Origin of the sequence: Pseudomonas sp. R43(2017), assembly GCF_002112345.1 — a bacterium.
GTDB lineage: Bacteria > Pseudomonadota > Gammaproteobacteria > Pseudomonadales > Pseudomonadaceae > Aquipseudomonas > Aquipseudomonas kribbensis.
In genome coordinates this window covers 410,905-427,053 of record NZ_NEHJ01000002.1, presented here as the reverse complement: position 1 = coordinate 427,053, position 16,149 = coordinate 410,905, and the positions used below count along the sequence as shown (strand labels likewise).

19 protein-coding genes are annotated in these 16,149 nt (G+C 62.3%); 9 read left to right on the top strand and 10 right to left on the bottom strand.

Annotation, left to right across the window (positions count from 1 at the left end):
• Nucleotides 1–149: 149 nt before the first annotated feature.
• Together CAG02_RS06570 and sutA are read left to right on the top strand one after the other, a co-directional pair.
• Nucleotides 150–575 carry a secondary thiamine-phosphate synthase enzyme YjbQ gene (locus CAG02_RS06570; protein WP_085708920.1) on the top strand — a complete coding sequence of 142 codons (426 nt, stop codon included), beginning with the start codon at nucleotides 150–152 and terminating at the stop codon, nucleotides 573–575.
• A 102-nt stretch (nucleotides 576–677) separates the two neighbouring features.
• On the top strand, nucleotides 678–1,004 hold the full coding sequence (gene sutA / locus CAG02_RS06565) for a transcriptional regulator SutA (protein WP_007951900.1): 327 nt from the start codon (nucleotides 678–680) through the stop codon (nucleotides 1,002–1,004).
• A gap of 65 nt (nucleotides 1,005–1,069) precedes the next feature.
• Here sutA and CAG02_RS06560 read toward each other — a convergent pair whose 3' ends face one another.
• The 6 genes from CAG02_RS06560 to CAG02_RS06535 are packed head-to-tail and all read right to left on the bottom strand — an operon-like array spanning nucleotide 1,070 to nucleotide 5,677.
• Nucleotides 1,070–1,774: an HAD family hydrolase gene (locus CAG02_RS06560; protein WP_085708921.1), complete on the bottom strand. Its 705-nt coding sequence runs from the start codon at nucleotides 1,772–1,774 to the stop codon at nucleotides 1,070–1,072.
• Complete coding sequence (gene xerC / locus CAG02_RS06555; protein ID WP_085708922.1) at nucleotides 1,771–2,670, bottom strand: tyrosine recombinase XerC; 900 nt, start codon at nucleotides 2,668–2,670, stop codon at nucleotides 1,771–1,773. Before xerC ends, CAG02_RS06560 begins: the two co-directional genes overlap by 4 nt.
• Before the next feature lie 2 nt (nucleotides 2,671–2,672).
• Nucleotides 2,673–3,398 (bottom strand): DUF484 family protein, encoded by a 726-nt coding sequence (locus CAG02_RS06550; RefSeq protein WP_085708923.1) that lies wholly within the window; start codon nucleotides 3,396–3,398, stop codon nucleotides 2,673–2,675.
• Nucleotides 3,399–3,411: 13 nt separating this feature from the next.
• Nucleotides 3,412–4,242, bottom strand: a complete 831-nt coding sequence (gene dapF / locus CAG02_RS06545) for a diaminopimelate epimerase (RefSeq protein ID WP_085708924.1) — start codon at nucleotides 4,240–4,242, stop codon at nucleotides 3,412–3,414.
• Between the two features lie 4 nt (nucleotides 4,243–4,246).
• Nucleotides 4,247–5,494 (bottom strand): diaminopimelate decarboxylase, encoded by a 1,248-nt coding sequence (gene lysA, locus CAG02_RS06540; RefSeq protein ID WP_085708925.1) that lies wholly within the window; start codon nucleotides 5,492–5,494, stop codon nucleotides 4,247–4,249.
• A gap of 9 nt (nucleotides 5,495–5,503) precedes the next feature.
• Complete coding sequence (locus tag CAG02_RS06535) at nucleotides 5,504–5,677, bottom strand: lipoprotein (protein ID WP_085708926.1); 174 nt, start codon at nucleotides 5,675–5,677, stop codon at nucleotides 5,504–5,506.
• A 239-nt stretch (nucleotides 5,678–5,916) separates the two neighbouring features.
• On the opposite strand from CAG02_RS06535, the gene cyaY reads away from it, so the two are divergent.
• The 3 genes from cyaY (at nucleotide 5,917) to rnk (ending at nucleotide 7,008) form a co-directional block, all read left to right on the top strand.
• Nucleotides 5,917–6,249 carry an iron donor protein CyaY gene (gene cyaY, locus CAG02_RS06530; protein ID WP_085708927.1) on the top strand — a complete coding sequence of 111 codons (333 nt, stop codon included), beginning with the start codon at nucleotides 5,917–5,919 and terminating at the stop codon, nucleotides 6,247–6,249.
• 1 nt (nucleotide 6,250) lies between these two features.
• Nucleotides 6,251–6,469, top strand: coding sequence for a DUF1289 domain-containing protein (locus CAG02_RS06525; protein WP_085708928.1), 219 nt, complete (start codon nucleotides 6,251–6,253; stop codon nucleotides 6,467–6,469).
• A 128-nt stretch (nucleotides 6,470–6,597) separates the two neighbouring features.
• On the top strand, nucleotides 6,598–7,008 hold the full coding sequence (gene rnk / locus CAG02_RS06520) for a nucleoside diphosphate kinase regulator (protein WP_085708929.1): 411 nt from the start codon (nucleotides 6,598–6,600) through the stop codon (nucleotides 7,006–7,008).
• Between the two features lie 7 nt (nucleotides 7,009–7,015).
• On the opposite strand, the gene CAG02_RS06515 is transcribed toward rnk, so the two are convergent.
• From CAG02_RS06515 to CAG02_RS06505, 3 genes are all read right to left on the bottom strand, one after another.
• Nucleotides 7,016–9,859, bottom strand: a complete 2,844-nt coding sequence (locus CAG02_RS06515; RefSeq protein ID WP_085708930.1) for a class I adenylate cyclase — start codon at nucleotides 9,857–9,859, stop codon at nucleotides 7,016–7,018.
• A gap of 195 nt (nucleotides 9,860–10,054) precedes the next feature.
• Nucleotides 10,055–10,300 carry a TIGR02647 family protein gene (locus CAG02_RS06510; protein WP_007951883.1) on the bottom strand — a complete coding sequence of 82 codons (246 nt, stop codon included), beginning with the start codon at nucleotides 10,298–10,300 and terminating at the stop codon, nucleotides 10,055–10,057.
• Between the two features lie 191 nt (nucleotides 10,301–10,491).
• Nucleotides 10,492–10,776, bottom strand: a complete 285-nt coding sequence (locus tag CAG02_RS06505) for a hypothetical protein (RefSeq protein ID WP_085708931.1) — start codon at nucleotides 10,774–10,776, stop codon at nucleotides 10,492–10,494.
• A gap of 123 nt (nucleotides 10,777–10,899) precedes the next feature.
• Here CAG02_RS06505 and CAG02_RS06500 point away from each other — a divergent pair, with 123 nt between their 5' ends.
• Nucleotides 10,900–11,559 (top strand): glutathione S-transferase, encoded by a 660-nt coding sequence (locus CAG02_RS06500; RefSeq protein ID WP_085708932.1) that lies wholly within the window; start codon nucleotides 10,900–10,902, stop codon nucleotides 11,557–11,559.
• Between the two features lie 133 nt (nucleotides 11,560–11,692).
• Here the strand turns inward: CAG02_RS06500 and argH are convergent, their stop codons facing one another.
• Entirely contained in the window at nucleotides 11,693–13,087 is a 1,395-nt protein-coding gene (gene argH / locus CAG02_RS06495; protein ID WP_027610449.1) for an argininosuccinate lyase, read from the bottom strand.
• A 471-nt stretch (nucleotides 13,088–13,558) separates the two neighbouring features.
• Here argH and CAG02_RS06490 point away from each other — a divergent pair, with 471 nt between their 5' ends.
• The 3 genes from CAG02_RS06490 (at nucleotide 13,559) to CAG02_RS06480 (ending at nucleotide 16,137) form a co-directional block, all read left to right on the top strand.
• Nucleotides 13,559–14,305, top strand: a complete 747-nt coding sequence (locus tag CAG02_RS06490) for a LytTR family DNA-binding domain-containing protein (RefSeq protein WP_085708933.1) — start codon at nucleotides 13,559–13,561, stop codon at nucleotides 14,303–14,305.
• Between the two features lie 138 nt (nucleotides 14,306–14,443).
• The gene (gene hemC / locus CAG02_RS06485; protein WP_085708934.1) at nucleotides 14,444–15,385 is read left to right on the top strand and encodes a hydroxymethylbilane synthase; all 942 of its coding nucleotides are present in this window, start codon (nucleotides 14,444–14,446) and stop codon (nucleotides 15,383–15,385) included.
• Nucleotides 15,382–16,137, top strand: coding sequence for a uroporphyrinogen-III synthase (locus CAG02_RS06480; protein WP_085708935.1), 756 nt, complete (start codon nucleotides 15,382–15,384; stop codon nucleotides 16,135–16,137). Before hemC ends, CAG02_RS06480 begins: the two co-directional genes overlap by 4 nt.
• Nucleotides 16,138–16,149 lie beyond the last annotated feature (12 nt).

Here is a 16,149-nt window from a genome sequence, read left to right as displayed (position 1 = left end):
TGTGGCTGAATGGATTTTTCGTACTGCTTTGGTCGTGTTTACGACGGGTGTTTTTCTACGGCCAATGGCTTACATCATTGAAGGAATATTAGGGCCTTTGTTTTTTTTCAGAGCGCGCTAGAATGCGCCCCGAACGTGCGGAGAACTGTATGTGGCAACAGACTCTGATAACCCTGCGGGCACGGCCCCGGGGCTTTCATCTGGTAACGGAAGAGTTGCTCGCCGGACTGCCCGAACTCAAGGCATGCCGGGTCGGTCTGTTGCATTTGTGGCTACAGCATACCTCGGCGTCGTTGACCATCAACGAGAACGCCGATCCGGCGGTACGTCGCGACTTCGAACGATTTTTCAATCGTCTGATCCCACAAGGAACAGACGGCTATGAGCATAACGACGAAGGCCTGGACGACCTCCCGGCGCACTTCAAGGCCAGCGTGCTGGGCTGCCAGATCAGTTTGCCGGTAACGGCGGGTCGACTGGCACTGGGCACCTGGCAAGGCGTTTACCTGGGCGAGCATCGCGATCATGGCGGTGCCCGTAAAGTCCTCGCCACCTTGCACGGTGAAGGGGCATAAACCGTTGGTCACCAATGGTTACCGATTTTTTTACGGCGACTTTCGACAGTCGCCAAAGCTGGTCTATAACTAATCTGCTTTTCGCAAGTCATGAGGTAGAACATGAGCGACGATGATCTGGAAAACGACGACCTCGAAGTAGGCGACGAAGACGAGGCCGAAGACGGTCTGGAAGCGGCAGCGGAAGACGTTGCTGAAGACGATGGCGGTGACGATACGCCGGCCCCGGCTGCCAAAGGCAAGGCCAAGGCTGCGGTGTCGGTAGACGAGTTGCCGAGCATCGAAGCCAAGAACAAGGAGCGCGACGCCCTGGCCAAGGCCATGGAAGAGTTCCTTGCCCGTGGCGGCAAAGTGCAGGAAGTGGAGGCCAACGTGGTCGCCGATCCGCCCAAGAAGCCGGACAACAAGTACGGCAGCCGCCCTATCTGAGGCGCGCCGCTTGCTTGCTGAAAAAGCCCGCCGTCGCTGCGGGCTTTTTCATGGGCGAAAGAAAACTAGCCGAGGCTGTTCCAGCGGGCGAGCACGGCGGGAAGGTCGGTCAGGCTGCGAATCTCCGCATCCGGCAAGCGTTCCGCTTCCCAGACCTTGCCCGCCGGGTTGAACCAGATCGCGCGCAAGCCCGCCTGCTGCGCTCCGGCAATGTCGTCCCCCGGATGATCACCGATATGCACCGCCGCCTCGGCACTCACGCCACCGCGCTGCAGGGCTTCGTGGAACAGCCGCGCATCCGGCTTGGCGATGCCGATGTCTTCGGCGCACAGCGCAAACTTGAAGTAATCCGCCAGCCCGAGACGACGCACATCGGCGTTGCCGTTGGTGACCACGCCGAGGGCGTAATGTTTGGCGAGGGTCTCCAGGATCGGCTCGACTTCCGGGAACACCTCGATCTGATGCCGGGCATGCAGAAACACTTCAAAACTCTTGTCCGCCAGTTCCGACGCTTCGCCATGGGCGTATCCGGACTCTTCCAAAGCATGGAACAGCACCCGCCGGCGCAACGCGCTGATGCGGTGCTTGAGCCCCGGTTCGCTGGCCAGCACGCGCTCGCGGATCGACCACAGATGTTCCACCGGCACCGCGCCCAGCTTCGGCGCATGTTCGCTCAGCCATTCGCGCAAAATCGCTTCGGCGCTGACGATCACTGGGGCGGTGTCCCACAGGGTGTCGTCGAGGTCGAAGGTGATCAACTGGATGCTCATGAATCGTCGCCTTTCATACGTTTGGCCCTTGGGTGGGCGCTGTCGTAGACCGCTGCCAGGTGCTGGAAGTCCAGGTGGGTATAGATCTGGGTGGTCTTGATGTCCGAGTGGCCGAGCAGTTCCTGCACCGCGCGCAGGTCCTGGGAGGACTCGAGCAAGTGGCTGGCGAAAGAGTGCCGCAGCATGTGCGGATGCAGGTTCTGCCCCAGTTCGCGCTCGCCGGCCAGTTTGACCCGCACCTGAATCGCTCGCGGGCCGAGGCGTCGGCCTTGCTGGCTGACGAACACCGCATCGTCTGCCGGGTTGGTCAGCGCTCGCAACGGCAACCATTGCTCCAGCGCTTCCCGGGCCTTTTTGCCGACGGGCAACAGACGCGTCTTGCTGCCCTTGCCGAGCACCTGAACCATGCCGTCCGCCAGGTCGAGCTGATCGAGATTGAGCCCGGTCAGCTCCGACAGGCGCAGGCCTGAGGAATAGAACAATTCCAGAATCGCCTGATCGCGTCGGGCCAGAAAGTCGTCCTCGACCGCGCCTTCAAGCAGTTGCAGCGCTCGGTCGGTGTCGAGGGTTTTCGGCAGGCGGCGTTCGCCTTTGGGCGGTGCCAGGCCGGTGGCCGGGTCGTGATCGCAGAGGCCTTCGCGATTCAGATAGTGATAGAGCCCGCGAACTGCCGAGAGCAGGCGTGCCAGGCTGCGGGAGGACTGGCCCTGGGCATGCAGGCGGGCGATCAGGCTGCGCAGGCGCTGGATGTCCAGGGCCTGCCAGCTGCCGACGTTCTGTTTGTTGCACCAGCCGAGGACCTTGTCGAGGTCGCGACGGTAGGCCGACAGCGTATGCGGCGACACCTGCCGCTCACTGCGCAGGTGTTCGCAGTAAGCGTCCAGTTGTCGTTCCATGCTCAGCGTACCGAGCGCAGGGAGCTGTTGACCCGTGGCAGCACGCGGCCCATGACTTCGGCGATGTAACTGAGGAACAGCGTGCCGACCGAGCTCTTGTAGTGCTGCGGATCGCGGCTGGCGATGGCCAGGATCCCGTGAATGCCCTGGTGGCTGACGGCGACCACGGCGGTGGAACCGATCTGCTTGCGCTGTTCTTCGCCGAACAGGAAGTCCAGTTCGTGTTCGCGCAGGCTGCCGCTGACGCTCTTGCCTTCGGTGAGCAGGCCGCCGATGGCGGTCTGCGCGTCGGCGTGGGTCACCCAGCGGCCGACCGGAGCCGGGTTGTCGCCGAGCAGGATCAGGCTGACGAAGGGCACCTGAAAGTCCTGGCGCAGACTGTCTTCAACGCTGATCACCACGTCTTCCAGAGTGACGGCGTCCATCAGGGCGAGGATCAGGCGACGGGTCTTGTCGAACAGGCGATCGTTGTCCCGGGCCACGTCCATCAAGTGCGAGAGGCGATGGCGCATCTCGATATTACGGTCGCGCAGGATGGACATCTGGCGCTCGACCAGCGACACGGTGTCGCCGCGACGATGGGGGATGCGCAGGGACGGCAGCAGCTCTTCGTGCTCGACGAAGAAGTCCGGATGAGCCTCCAGGTACGCGGCAACCGCTGCCGCCTCCAGGCTCTCGGACGCTGTTTCACCGGACTGTCGGGCGGGTACCTGAGGCTTATCGGTCATGGCTTGTGCTCACTCAAAGACGGACTTGTCCTTCGTATACACGCACTGCCGGACCGGTCATCAGCACCGGTTGGCCGGGGCCTGCCCATTCGATGGACAGGCGCCCGCCCGGCAGGTCGATCAATAGCGGTGAATCCATCCACCCCTGGCTGATCGCAGCTACAGCAGCAGCGCAGGCGCCGGTGCCGCAGGCCTGGGTTTCCCCGGCACCGCGTTCCCAGACGCGCAATTGTGCACGGTTACGGTCGATGACCTGAAGGAAACCGACGTTGACCCGCGCCGGAAAGCGCGGATGGTGTTCGATCTTCGGCCCCAGCTCATGCACCGGCGCGGTGTTGATGTCCTGTACGCGCAGCACGGCGTGGGGGTTGCCCATCGACACTGCCGCCAGTTCGACCGATGTACCGTCGACGTCGACCTGATAGCTCAGGGCCTGCTCGGTCGCCTGGAACGGAATGTCCGCCGGCACCTGACGCGGTGCACCCATGTTCACGCCGATTTGGCCGTCATTACGCACGTCCAGTTCGATGATGCCGCCCTTGGTCTCGACGCGAATCTGCCGCTTGGCGGTCAGGCGCTTGTCGAGCACGAAGCGGGCGAAGCAGCGCGCACCGTTACCGCACTGTTCGACTTCGGAGCCGTCGGAGTTGAAGATCCGGTAACGGAAATCCACGTCCGGATTGCTCGGCGCCTCGACGATCAGCAACTGGTCGAAACCGATGCCGGTGTGCCGGTCGCCCCACATTTTTGCGTGCTTGGGCTGAATGTGCGCGTGCTGGCTGACCAGGTCGAGGACCATGAAGTCGTTGCCCAGGCCGTGCATCTTGGTAAAACGCAGCAGCATGGGGTTACTCCGGCAGCAGGCTTTCGCCGGCAAACAGCTCGGCCACGGTCTCGCGGCGACGCACTTCAAATACCTGATCGCCATCTACCAGCACTTCGGCGGCACGGCCGCGAGTGTTGTAGTTGGAGCTCATCACAAAACCGTAGGCCCCGGCGGAATGCACGGCCAGCAGGTCGCCTTCTTCCAGCGCCAGTTCGCGATCCTTGGCGAGGAAATCGCCGGTCTCGCAGATCGGGCCGACCACGTCGTACTTGCGTGCAGCGGTGTCGCGCGGCTTGACCGCCGTCACGTCCATCCACGCCTGGTAAAGGGCCGGGCGGATCAGGTCGTTCATCGCCGCATCGACGATGGCGAAGTCTTTGTGCTCGGTGTGCTTGAGGTATTCGACCTGGGTCAGCAGCACGCCGGCGTTGGCGACGATGAAGCGGCCCGGTTCGAACACCAGCGCCAGGTCACGACCGACCAGGCGCTCGCGCACGGCCTTGATGTAATCGGCGGCCAATGGCGGCTCTTCATCGCGGTAGCGCACACCCAGGCCACCACCGAGATCGATGTGGCGCAGATGGATGCCGCAATCGCCCAGGCGGTCCACCAGATCGAGCAAGCGATCGAGCGCGTCGAGGAACGGTGGCAGGGTGGTCAGTTGCGAACCGATGTGGCAATCCACGCCGACCACTTCCAGGTTCGGCAGGTGTGCGGCACGCACGTACACGTCTTCGGCGTCGGCGATGGCGATGCCGAACTTGTTCTCTTTGAGACCGGTGGAAATGTACGGGTGGGTGCCGGCATCGACGTCCGGGTTCACGCGCAGGGAAATCGGTGCACGAACGCCCAGTTCGGCAGCGACTACTTGCAGGCGCTCCAGCTCGTCGGTGGATTCGACGTTGAAGCAGTGCACGCCGACTTCCAATGCACGACGCATGTCGTCACGGGTCTTGCCGACGCCGGAGAACACGATCTTGTCAGGGCTGCCGCCGGCGGCCAGGACGCGTTCCAGCTCGCCACGGGACACGATGTCAAAACCGGCGCCGATGCGGGCCAGGACATTCAGGACGCCGAGGTTGGAGTTGGCCTTGACCGCGAAGCACACCAGGTGCGGCATGCCGGCCAGCGCATCGGCATAGGCCAGGTACTGGGCCTCGATGTGGGCGCGGGAGTAGACGTAGGTCGGTGTGCCGAAGCGGTCGGCGATGGCGGACAGCGCCACACCTTCCGCGAACAGCTCCCCGCCACGGTAGTTAAAAGCGTCCATGGCGATCCCTTAGTAAACGTCGTGCTTGTGTGCCTTGGAGACAGGCTGCTTTTGCGAAGACTGGGCTTGTGCAGCCGGATCCTGATCTTCATCGGGCAGGTACAGCGGGCCTTTCTGACCGCAGGCCGAAACGAGACAGGCAACCGCGACGAGCGCAGCAAGGGAAGAGATCAGGCGCTTCATGGCGAAATCCTTGAATATGCGTTAATTGCGCCGGAGTATACCGGCCACCCGGCAGCTTGCCTATGCGACGGAACTCCCGTCCGGCGGGGCTCGGGCTGCGGCGCGGAAAACTTTCCTGCATGGCGGGTGCATATTTCGTCGCCGGGCAGGGCGCTTGGTCGTTATCCTTTGCAATCGGCTGGCCGCGACCGTATCTTGCGGCGCTTGAGCCTGATCAGACATTTTTTGAGGTTGCCGCAATGAGTTTGTCCGAAGCCCGTTTCCATGATCTGGTCGATGCCACCCAGCAAGCGCTGGAGGACATCTTTGACGAAAGTGGCCTGGATCTGGACATGGAGAACTCGGCCGGTGTGCTGACTATCAAGTTCGACAACGGCAGTCAGTTGATCTTCAGCCGTCAGGAGCCTCTGCGTCAGCTGTGGCTGGCTGACCGTTCCGGTGGTTTCCATTTCGACTATGACGAGCAGGCCGGCAAGTGGACCTGCGAGAAAACCGAAGAGTTGCTGGGCGAAATGCTGGAGCGCATCGTCTGGGAGCGCGCCGGCGAAAAACTCGATTTCGACGAAATCTGAGATGACGACCGCGCCACGTCCTGCCAAGCCGCTCTACAGCAACGTCAGCCCGGCCGTGCCTTCGCCGTGCACCGGCGTCTGTCGGCTGGATGAGCAGAAGGTCTGCCTCGGTTGCATGCGCCATGTCGAAGACATCCGTGAATGGCGTTCGGCCGATGACGAGCGCCGTCGGGTAATCTGCGCGCAGGCGATGCAACGCAGGCAGCTCGCCGGAGCGTAGCTTGTATATTTTTTGAGCTGTGATAGTGTCCGGAAACGCCTCAACCCATCGAGGCCTGGTGAAAACCCCGTCTTTTTTGGCGGGGTTTTGCTTTTTTTGTGTGCAGAAGAAAGGAGTCTGCCCGGATCATGACCGCACCTTCCATCACCCTTACCCGTCTGGACGTGCAACGTCTGGAACGCCTGATCGACAGCCTGGATGACTCGCTGCCGGGCGTGATCGCGCTGCAAACCGAGCTGGACCGCGCCGATACCCTGGTCGGCCACGATGAAGTGCCCGCCGATGTCGTGACGATGAATTCCCGTGTGCACTGTCGCGAAGAAGGCAGCGGCAAGGACTACCACCTGACCCTGGTCTATCCGAAGCACGCCAACGCCGATGAAGGCAAAATCTCGATCCTGGCCCCGGTCGGCAGCGCGCTGCTGGGCTTGAAGGTTGGCCAGCACATTGACTGGCCGGCCCCGGGCGGCAAGACCCTGAAGCTGACCTTGCTGGAAGTCGAATCGCAGCCGGCCAACGGCGGCGACTTCCCGGAATAACCCTGCCTCAGACCTGCTCGAGCGCCTCGTTCAGAGAGCGTTCCAGGTCGGCCTTGTAACGCAGATACAGATTGCTCGAACTCTGCCCGTCACCGATCACGCCCGACAGGTCCAGGTCGGTGATGTAGCAGCGGTAGCGCTCGGATTCCCGGCGCTGACCGACGATTTCCCGGGCGACCACGCTGAACAGCTGGTCGCCATGTTCCAGTTCGCAGAACTCCCGCTGATTGCAATACAACGTGACCTGCACTTCGCCCGGTGCGGCTTTGCCGATGATCGCCTGCACGTCGTAGAACGGTTTGTTGACTGGTGTCTGCGGCGCCGGGCGCATTTCGACCCGTCGTGCGCGCCCCGACCCTGATGGCAATAACTGGTAATACAAGATTTCCAGGCTGGCGGCGTGGCTCGAATCCATCGGCAACAGTGCTTCGCGCCGGAACTGGATCGATTGCAGGAAGCGCTGCAGCGGCACCAGCAGACTTTGCTCGTCGTGATAGGGCAAATGCTGTTGCCACAGTGCGTTGAATTCGTCGAGCACATACAGCTCGGCCGTCTGCTCGGTGATCCGGTAGAACACCTGAATGCATTCGGGCTGGCCCATCGGCAGGATCAGCGCGAGGTCGTGGTCTTCCAGCGCCATCGGGTCCAGGTGCAGCGGGCTATAGCGCGGTTGCTCCTCGCCGAGGTAATCGAGCAGTGCCGGCAGGGTGGCGAGGGCGACATGGCTGACCTGGCCCGGTACCAGTTCCAGCACGTGATAGTGCTGCTGCACCTGAATCAGGTAGCGGTGATTCAAGTCGCTGAGCAGCAGGTTCTGCGCGGTATCGACGATCTCTTCCACCCGGCGGGCGATGAATTGCGCGCGGTTGTGGCAGAAGCAACGCACCCGCAGCGATGGCTGTTGCGGCCCGCGCGGCAGGTTGTTGAGGTAGTCGCGCAGGCAGTCGAGCAGCGCATGCGGGCCGTCGAAGCGGTTGACCAGCACTTCGTTCCAGCTGTTGAGCGTGACCTGATCGAGGGTCAGCACCAGGTTCTCGCGCACGCCGGCATAGCTCAGGGAGTCCGTGCGTTCGGTGGTCATCAGGATGTTCAGGTCGCGGTGATGCTTGAGCGGATCGACGCCGACATTCACCAGAATCAGCACTTCGCTCGGCACACTGGCGCGCAGCAGCGGTTCTTCGGCAACGGTCGGCAAGGGCAGGGCGATGCTCTGCTGCAGGCTGCCGAGCAGGTTGAACAGTTCGAACTCGCTCATGTCGCTGGTGCCGGGATGCAGAGCCAGTCGGGTGCTGCTGTCGATCACGCCGTTGCGGTGGCACCAGGTCAGCAGTTCCAGCAACTGGCGGCTGCGCTTGATCGGCGCGAAGTGTTCCCACTCCAGCGCCGTCAGGCTGCCGTTGTACAGGCCCCACTGGGTTTGCCCGGGCTCCTTTTTGTTCGGTGATTGCACCAGGGTCAGGGTGTCTTCGGCCAGGTCCGGGGCGATGCCGGGGTTGATGAACTCGACCTTGTCGGCCTTGCGTTCGAACGCGGCGTACAGGCGCCGCCCGAGGACATTGAGATCACGTTTGTTGATCAGGCTGACGGTCTGCTCGGTGCGGGCGAACTGGGTCAGGAAGCGATAGCTGTAATTCAGCTCGTTGACCAGAGCCCGGCGCTCGGCACTGACCTGCCGCACTTTCCACTGGCTGCGGCTGTCGAGTAAAGCCAGTTGCCGCTGGTCCCAGTGCCATTCGCTGGCCAGTCTTTCCAGCAATGAGCGTTGCCAGCCCTGGGTGCGGCTGTTGCCGGTGAGCTTGCGGTTGACCTTGAGGTACAGGGCACGGCGTACCAGTTCGAGGCGTTCGGGTTCATTGCGGGCGGTGAGGTATTCCTCGATCCGGCGGTAAACCACCATGTACGGATCGAGCTCGTCGAGGTCGAGCCGGTTGGCGAATACCGCCTGCTTGAAGCGCAGGCTCAGGCACTGCACCTGCGGATGTTCGCTGGCGTAGACCTCGATCAGCAGCAGCTTGAGCACCGACTTGTAAGGCGACTCGATGCCCTTGAATAACTGCCACAACCCGGCGCCCACGAACTCGCCCGGCGGAATGTGCGCCAGTGGGCCGAGGTCGAGGGTTTCATCGTTGCGGATGAAACGCTTGGAGATCAGGGTGTGGGTGTACTGGTCGTATGCGCGCTCTTCGTAGACCGGCACCAGCCACCAGATCGGCGTGCGCCCGGCCAGCCAGATCGCGGTGCGGTAGAACTCGTCCAGCAGCAGATAGTGCTGGGTGGTGCCGCAATCTTCGGAACTGAGCTGGGTATCGCGCTCGCCTTTGACGAAACGCACCGGGTCGATCAGGAAGAAGTGCGCTTCGGCCCCCTGACTCGCGGCCCAGGCTTCGAGCAACTGGCATTTCTTGCGCAGTTCGGCGAGTTCGCTGTCGCTCAGGTCGGGGGCGTGGCAGACCCATACGTCCATGTCGCTCTGGTCGGCCTGGGCCAAGGTGCCGAGGCTGCCCATCAGGAACAGGCCGTGAATCGGTCGCGGCGGGTTGCTGCCGTGGCGCGGCTTGTAGGAAAACGAGCGCGTCAGGCGCTGTGCTTCGGCGAGAGCATCGGCATCCGGTTCGTAATTCGACAACCCGGCCGGCGTGCTGCCCGAGACGTATCCGGGCAGCAGCGGATGATTGACGTGGAAAAACAGCGGCATCAGGGTCAGCACGCTTTGCTGGCGCGTCGACAGGCCTTCGAGGGCCCGGTTCAGGCGGCCTTCGTTGAGTTTGAGAAAGCGTGCGCGCAGCTGGCTGAGTACCTTGCGGTCGATTCCCTCGTCCAGGTCGGGGCGGATTTCATGGGTGCGGGTCATGTCGACTCAAACCGGCTCGCAGGGCTCGGAGGCAGAGGGTCACGGAATGCGAGGGAGTTTAGCGCCTGTGCAGCGCGAGCATTAAGCTGAATTTGCTTTTTTGACGCCAGATTTCCACCGCGTGACGGTGGCGTGCGGCCGGGCTGGCCCGCGGAAATCCCGTGGCGGAGGTTTCCGTGGGCAAAGTCGGGAGGATCAGGCGGTTTGTTGCTCTTTCAGAATCGTCAGTACGGTTTGCACGTTTTGTGCGGCATCGCGACCGAGACTGGTCAGGTAACCGCCATCAGGCTGGTCTGTCAGTTCTTTTTCAAAGAGGCGTTGGGCAGCAGCGATGTGCTTCGGGGCAGCGGTCTGATGAATTTTCAGACCTTCCTGGGAACTGTCCAGGTTGAAGAGTGCGAGGACTTCCAGTTCGGCAACCAACTCAGGGGTAAGCGACATAAGGACTCCAGACTTTCTAGGAATTGGACGACAGCGCCCCTAAGGTGAACCTGCCGGCGCGGCCTGTCCAGTGTGCGCCAGGGTTTTTGTCTCGGGGGTGGATTCCAGTGTAGTCAGGGGCCGGGAGAAGGCCGGATGGAAGGGTGACAAATTGTGTGGGAGCCAGGCAGCTCCCACATCGGGCTGCCCGGTTACGGCTTTTCCGGTGGCAACTCAGGCAATGCACGAAGGGCCGCTTCGTACCATTCGGTATTGAACGCGCGGTCGTCATCGAGCATGGCGTCGATTTCGTAAGCCAGCACGTGGGCCATCAGGTTCAGGATGTCTTCGCGCTCGTAACCGACCAGGGTCAGTTTGTTGAACGTGGCCTTGGCTGCGGGCGGGTTGTCGCTTTCGATCTGGTTTTCGATGGCTTCGATCAAAGTGCTCTCGGTGAACTCTTCTTCGTCGTTATCGATGTCTGTCGGCTCGCTCATGGCAGGCTCCTCAAGGAAAGGCGCCAGTTTACCCGCATTCAGCGGCGTGATGCTGCTGGCGGGATTCCCCGCAGCGATCTATAAACAGGCACTGCCCACCCCGCACGGCCTGGAGGCTATGTGATGTTCAAGCTCTACGGATTCTCAGTCAGCAACTACTACAACATGGTCAAACTGGCGCTGCTGGAAAAGGGCCTGCCGTTCGAGGAAGTCACCTTCTACCCGACGCCGACGCCGGAGTCTCTGGCCATCAGCCCGCGCGGCAAGGTGCCGGTGCTGGGGGCCGAAGGTGGCTACATCAATGAAACGATGGTGATGCTCGAATACCTCGAAAGCAGCCAGAAGGGTGTTCCGCTGCTGCCGGCCGAGCCGTTTGCGCGCGCCCAGGTGCTGGCGGTGGCCAAGGAAATCGAGTTGTACATCGAGCTGCCCGCCCGAGCCTGTTACGGCGAAGCGTTTTTCGGCGCGGCGCTGCCGGAGGCGATCAAGGAAAAAACCAAGTCTGAATTGCTGCTGGGTTTTGCGGCGCTGGGCCGCCACGGCAAGTTCGCCCCGTATGTGGCGGGCGACAGCCTGAGCATCGCTGACCTGTACTTCCTCTACAGCGTGCCGCTGGCGGCTGCGGTGGGGCATAAGCTGTTCGGTCTGGATCTGCTGGCGGACATGCCGAAGGCCAAGGCACTGCTGGAGCGACTTGAGCAGAATCCGCATGTGCAGAAAATTGCAGCGGACAAGGACGCGGCGATGCCGACGTTTTTGGCGATGATCGCAGCCAAGAAGTAGATTTATGCTGTTCTGAGGGCCGCCTTCGCGAGCAAGCTCGCTCCCACAGGTCTTAGTGTTGAATCACGATTGTGTGTTCTACACCGAACCTGTGGGAGCGAGCTTGCTCGCGATGCTTTTAGCTTTTTGTCTTTTAGCGGCTGGCGATCAACGCCTGACCGCGAACCACGGCAGCCTTGACCTGCGCCGGGGCAGTGCCGCCGATGTGGTCACGGGCATTCACCGAGCCTTCCAGGGTCAGCACGGCAAACACGTCCTGCTCGATCTGGTCGCTGAACTGACGCAGTTCTTCCAGGCTCATTTCCGCCAGATCCTTGCCGGTATCGACGCCGTACTTCACGGCGTGGCCGACGATCTCGTGGCAGTCACGGAACGGCAGGCCACGGCGCACCAGGTAGTCGGCGAGGTCGGTGGCGGTGGAGAAGCCGCGCAGCGCCGCTTCACGCATGATCGCGTGTTTCGGTTTGATCGCCGGGATCATGTCGGCAAAGGCACGCAGCGAGTCGCGCAGGGTGTCGGCGGCGTCGAACAGCGGCTCCTTGTCTTCCTGGTTGTCCTTGTTGTAGGCCAGCGGCTGGCCTTTCATCAGGGTCAGCAGGCCCATCAGGGCGCCGAACACGCGGCCGGTCTTGCCACGCACCAGCTCCGGCACGTCCGGGTTTTTCTTTTGCGGCATGATCGAGCTGCCGGTGCAGAAACGGTCCGGCAGATCGATGAACTGGAACTGCGCGCTGGTCCACAGCACCAGCTCTTCGGAGAAGCGCGACAGGTGCATCATCGCGATGCTCGCGGCCGAGCAGAATTCGATGGCGAAGTCACGATCCGACACGTTGTCCAGCGAGTTGCCGCCGACAGCGTCGAAGCCCAGCAGTTGTGCGGTGTATTCACGGTCGATCGGGTAGGTGGTGCCGGCCAGCGCGGCGCTGCCCAGCGGCATGCGGTTGGTGCGCTTGCGGCAGTCGACCAGACGCTCGTAGTCGCGGCTGAGCATTTCGAACCAGGCCAGCATGTGGTGACCGAAGGTCACAGGCTGTGCGGTCTGCAGGTGGGTGAAGCCCGGCATGATGCTCGCGGCCTCACGCTCGGCCTGCTCCAGCAGGCCTTTTTGCAGGCGGGTGATCTCGGCCAGGATCAGGTCGATCTCGTCGCGCAGCCACAGGCGGATGTCGGTGGCGACCTGGTCGTTGCGGCTGCGGCCGGTATGCAGCTTCTTGCCGGTGATGCCGATGCGGTCGGTCAGGCGTGCCTCGATGTTCATGTGCACGTCTTCGAGGTCCACGCGCCAGTCGAACTGGCCGGCCTCGATTTCGCCCTGGATGGTCTTCAGGCCATCGATGATGCTGTCGCGCTCGGCATCCGTCAGCACGCCGACCTTGGCCAGCATGGTGGCGTGGGCGATCGAGCCCATGATGTCGTGGCGATACAGGCGCTGGTCGAAAGTGACGGAGGCGGTGAAGCGGGCGACGAAGGCGTCGACGGGTTCACTGAAGCGGCCGCCCCAGGACTGATTGGTCTTGTCAGTGCTCATGAATTCGCTCGTATCGGCTTGAAGAAAGAAGGCGTGAAACGCTGGCGCGGATAATAACAGGGTTGCCAATCCTGTCGTTGACACTGGTCGATACGTTTTTTTCTCATCTCTGCGTTCATAGTCGCCGCCGGTTCCGGGGGATTTGCGCAAGGATATTTTCCGATTGAGCAATATCGGCCCGGCGAGCGTCTACAGTAGGACTAAGGGTCGGCGCGACTGTGGATCGTGCAAAGGTCTGGCCGCCGACTATAAGAAGAGAGGGGTGGGTGTTTTGACCATCGGCATACCCTGCGTAAAACGCAGACAGACGCGAGCTTCGAGGGGTGCGTCCCGGGTGTCGGCAAATATTGCCGGCCGACGTACGGCACTTTTTGGCGCTCGCGCTAGTCTTAGCGTGGATCGCGGTGACGGACGTCACTCCACTTGTCTACGCTATCCTTGTGCGAGACTCACGCAGGAATCCAGCGCAATATGAATGTCCTGATCGTTGATGACGAACCACTGGCCCGCGAGCGCCTCGCCCGAATGGTGAGCGAGCTCGAGGGCTACACAGTCCTGGAGCCCAGCGCCACCAATGGCGAAGAGGCGTTGGCACTGATCGACAGCCACAAGCCGGATATCGTGCTGCTCGATATCCGCATGCCGGGCCTCGACGGCCTGCAAGTGGCTGCCCGGCTGTGCGAGCGCGAAACCCCGCCCGCCGTGGTGTTCTGCTCCGGTATCGATGAATTTCCCTTGGAGGCCCTGCAGGCCAGCGCCGTGGGCCATGTGGTGAAACCCGTGAGAACCGAACATCTGCAGGAAGCCCTGAAAAGGGCCGAACGTCCGAATCGGGCTCAGCTATCGGCCCTGACCCGTCCCGCCGCCGAAAGCGGCAATGGCCCGCGCAGTCATATCAGCGCCCGCACCCGTAAAGGCATCGAACTGATCCCGCTGGATCAGGTGGTGTATTTCATTGCCGATCACAAATACGTGACCCTGCGTCACGAAGCCGGTGAAGTGCTGCTGGACGAGCCGCTCAAGGCGCTGGAAGACGAGTTCGGCGAGCGATTCGTGCGGATCCACCGCAATGCGCTGGTCGCCCGCGACCGCATCGAGCGCCTGCAACGTACGCCGCTGGGCCATTTCCAGTTGTTCCTAAAGGGCCTGAACGGTGACGCGCTGATCGTCAGCCGCCGCCATGTGGCGGGCGTGCGCAAAATGATGCAAGGGCTTTAGCCCGAGGGCGTCGGGCGGCTTTCCATACTCTTCACCAGGCATTGCCGGCCAGGGAGGCCACGCCGTTTCTGATTCAGGTCAAAGTGGATTTGGCTGAGCTGTTATTATCCGCCGTATCTATTCAGTACGGATTGATCCATGTCCTCTCGCGAAATCCGCATCGCCACCCGCAAAAGTGCACTGGCCCTCTGGCAGGCCGAATACGTCAAAGCCCGTCTGGAAGCAGCCCACCCGGGATTGCTGGTGACGCTGGTGCCCATGGTCAGTCGCGGCGACAAGCTGCTTGATTCGCCGTTATCGAAAATCGGTGGCAAGGGCCTGTTCGTCAAGGAACTGGAAACCGCGTTGCTGGAGAACGAAGCTGACATCGCCGTCCATTCGATGAAAGACGTGCCGATGGACTTCCCCGAAGGTCTCGGCCTGTTCTGCATCTGCGAGCGCGAAGACCCGCGCGACGCCTTTGTCTCCAATACTTTTTCCAGTCTTGATGCGTTGCCGGCCGGCAGCATCGTCGGCACCTCCAGCCTGCGTCGCCAGGCGCAGTTGCTGACCCGTCGTCCCGACCTGGAAATCCGCTTCCTGCGCGGCAACGTCAACACCCGTCTGGCCAAGCTCGATGCCGGCGAGTACGACGCGATCATCCTCGCGGCGGCCGGTCTGATTCGCCTCGGTTTCGAAGACCGCATCACCTCGGCGATCAGCGTCGACGATAGCCTGCCCGCCGGTGGCCAGGGCGCCGTCGGTATCGAGTGCCGCAGCGCCGACACTGAAATCCACGCCTTGCTCGCACCTCTGCATCACGCCGATACGGCTGACCGTGTGAGCGCCGAGCGTGCCCTCAACAAACACTTGAATGGCGGTTGCCAGGTACCGATCGCCTGCTACGCCGTGCTCGAAGGCGAGCAATTGTGGCTGCGTGGCCTGGTCGGCGAGCCGAGTGGCGGCAAGCTGTTGAGTGCCGAAGCCCGGGCGCCGCGCACTGACGCTGAAGCGCTGGGCGTGCAAGTCGCTGAAGATTTGCTGCGCCAGGGTGCCGACGACATTCTCAAGGCTGTCTACGGCGAGGCAGGTCACGAGTGACGACCTGGCGCCTGCTGCTGACGCGCCCCGCTGACGATTGCGAGGCGCTGGCCGAGGTGCTGGCCGGGCAGGGGATTTTCAGCAGCTGCCTGCCGCTTTTGGAAATCACGCCGCTGCCGGTCTCTGACACAATGCGCCAGACCTTTGTCGGATTGTCGCGCTACAGCGCGGTGATCGTGGTCAGCAAGCCGGCGGCGCGCATCGCTGGGCAATTGATCGATGCCGTGCCGGCCATGCCCTGGTTCAGCGTTGGCGCAGCGACGGCGCAGATTCTTCGGGATCGGGGTCTCGATGCGCATTGCCCGGACGAGGGCGATGACAGTGAAGCCTTGCTGCAATTGCCGCGTCTGCTCGAGGTCGTTGCACAGCCCGGCGCGCAGGTGTTGATCCTGCGCGGAGAGGGCGGTCGCGAGCTGCTGGCCGAGCGCCTGCGCGCGCTTGGTGCTAGTGTCGAGTATCTGGAACTGTACCGCCGTGACCTGCCGGACTATCCGCCGCGAGAACTGCCCCGACGGATTGCGGCGGAACGCCTGAACGGGCTGGTGGTCAGCAGTGGACAGGGTTTTGAGCACCTGCGTCAGTTGGCCGGTGATACTTGGCCGGTGCTTGCGCAGATGCCGTTGTTTGTTCCAAGCCCAAGGGTCGCCGAGCAGGCACGTGCCGCCGGGGCCCGAACAGTTGTGGATTGTCGCGGCGCCAGTGCCGCGGCCTTGCTGACGGCGTTACGGGAGCATCCCGTGCCCGTTCTCTAATGCAAAGGATGG

Excerpts from the sequence above, each read along its gene's own strand:
- CAG02_RS06490 (WP_085708933.1), top strand. The coding sequence starts at position 13,559 with ATGAATGTCCTGATCGTTGATGACGAACCACTGGCCCGCGAGCGCCTC.
- CAG02_RS06515 (WP_085708930.1), bottom strand. The coding sequence starts at position 9,859 with ATGACCCGCACCCATGAAATCCGCCCCGACCTGGACGAGGGAATCGAC.
- CAG02_RS06570 (WP_085708920.1), top strand. The coding sequence starts at position 150 with ATGTGGCAACAGACTCTGATAACCCTGCGGGCACGGCCCCGGGGCTTT.
- rnk (WP_085708929.1), top strand. The coding sequence starts at position 6,598 with ATGACCGCACCTTCCATCACCCTTACCCGTCTGGACGTGCAACGTCTG.
- cyaY (WP_085708927.1), top strand. The coding sequence starts at position 5,917 with ATGAGTTTGTCCGAAGCCCGTTTCCATGATCTGGTCGATGCCACCCAG.
- CAG02_RS06560 (WP_085708921.1), bottom strand. The coding sequence starts at position 1,774 with ATGAGCATCCAGTTGATCACCTTCGACCTCGACGACACCCTGTGGGAC.
- xerC (WP_085708922.1), bottom strand. The coding sequence starts at position 2,670 with ATGGAACGACAACTGGACGCTTACTGCGAACACCTGCGCAGTGAGCGG.
- CAG02_RS06505 (WP_085708931.1), bottom strand. The coding sequence starts at position 10,776 with ATGAGCGAGCCGACAGACATCGATAACGACGAAGAAGAGTTCACCGAG.
- CAG02_RS06535 (WP_085708926.1), bottom strand. The coding sequence starts at position 5,677 with ATGAAGCGCCTGATCTCTTCCCTTGCTGCGCTCGTCGCGGTTGCCTGT.
- dapF (WP_085708924.1), bottom strand. The coding sequence starts at position 4,242 with ATGCTGCTGCGTTTTACCAAGATGCACGGCCTGGGCAACGACTTCATG.
- CAG02_RS06525 (WP_085708928.1), top strand. The coding sequence starts at position 6,251 with ATGACGACCGCGCCACGTCCTGCCAAGCCGCTCTACAGCAACGTCAGC.
- lysA (WP_085708925.1), bottom strand. The coding sequence starts at position 5,494 with ATGGACGCTTTTAACTACCGTGGCGGGGAGCTGTTCGCGGAAGGTGTG.
- sutA (WP_007951900.1), top strand. The coding sequence starts at position 678 with ATGAGCGACGATGATCTGGAAAACGACGACCTCGAAGTAGGCGACGAA.
- CAG02_RS06500 (WP_085708932.1), top strand. The coding sequence starts at position 10,900 with ATGTTCAAGCTCTACGGATTCTCAGTCAGCAACTACTACAACATGGTC.
- hemC (WP_085708934.1), top strand. The coding sequence starts at position 14,444 with ATGTCCTCTCGCGAAATCCGCATCGCCACCCGCAAAAGTGCACTGGCC.
- argH (WP_027610449.1), bottom strand. The coding sequence starts at position 13,087 with ATGAGCACTGACAAGACCAATCAGTCCTGGGGCGGCCGCTTCAGTGAA.
- CAG02_RS06550 (WP_085708923.1), bottom strand. The coding sequence starts at position 3,398 with ATGACCGATAAGCCTCAGGTACCCGCCCGACAGTCCGGTGAAACAGCG.
- CAG02_RS06510 (WP_007951883.1), bottom strand. The coding sequence starts at position 10,300 with ATGTCGCTTACCCCTGAGTTGGTTGCCGAACTGGAAGTCCTCGCACTC.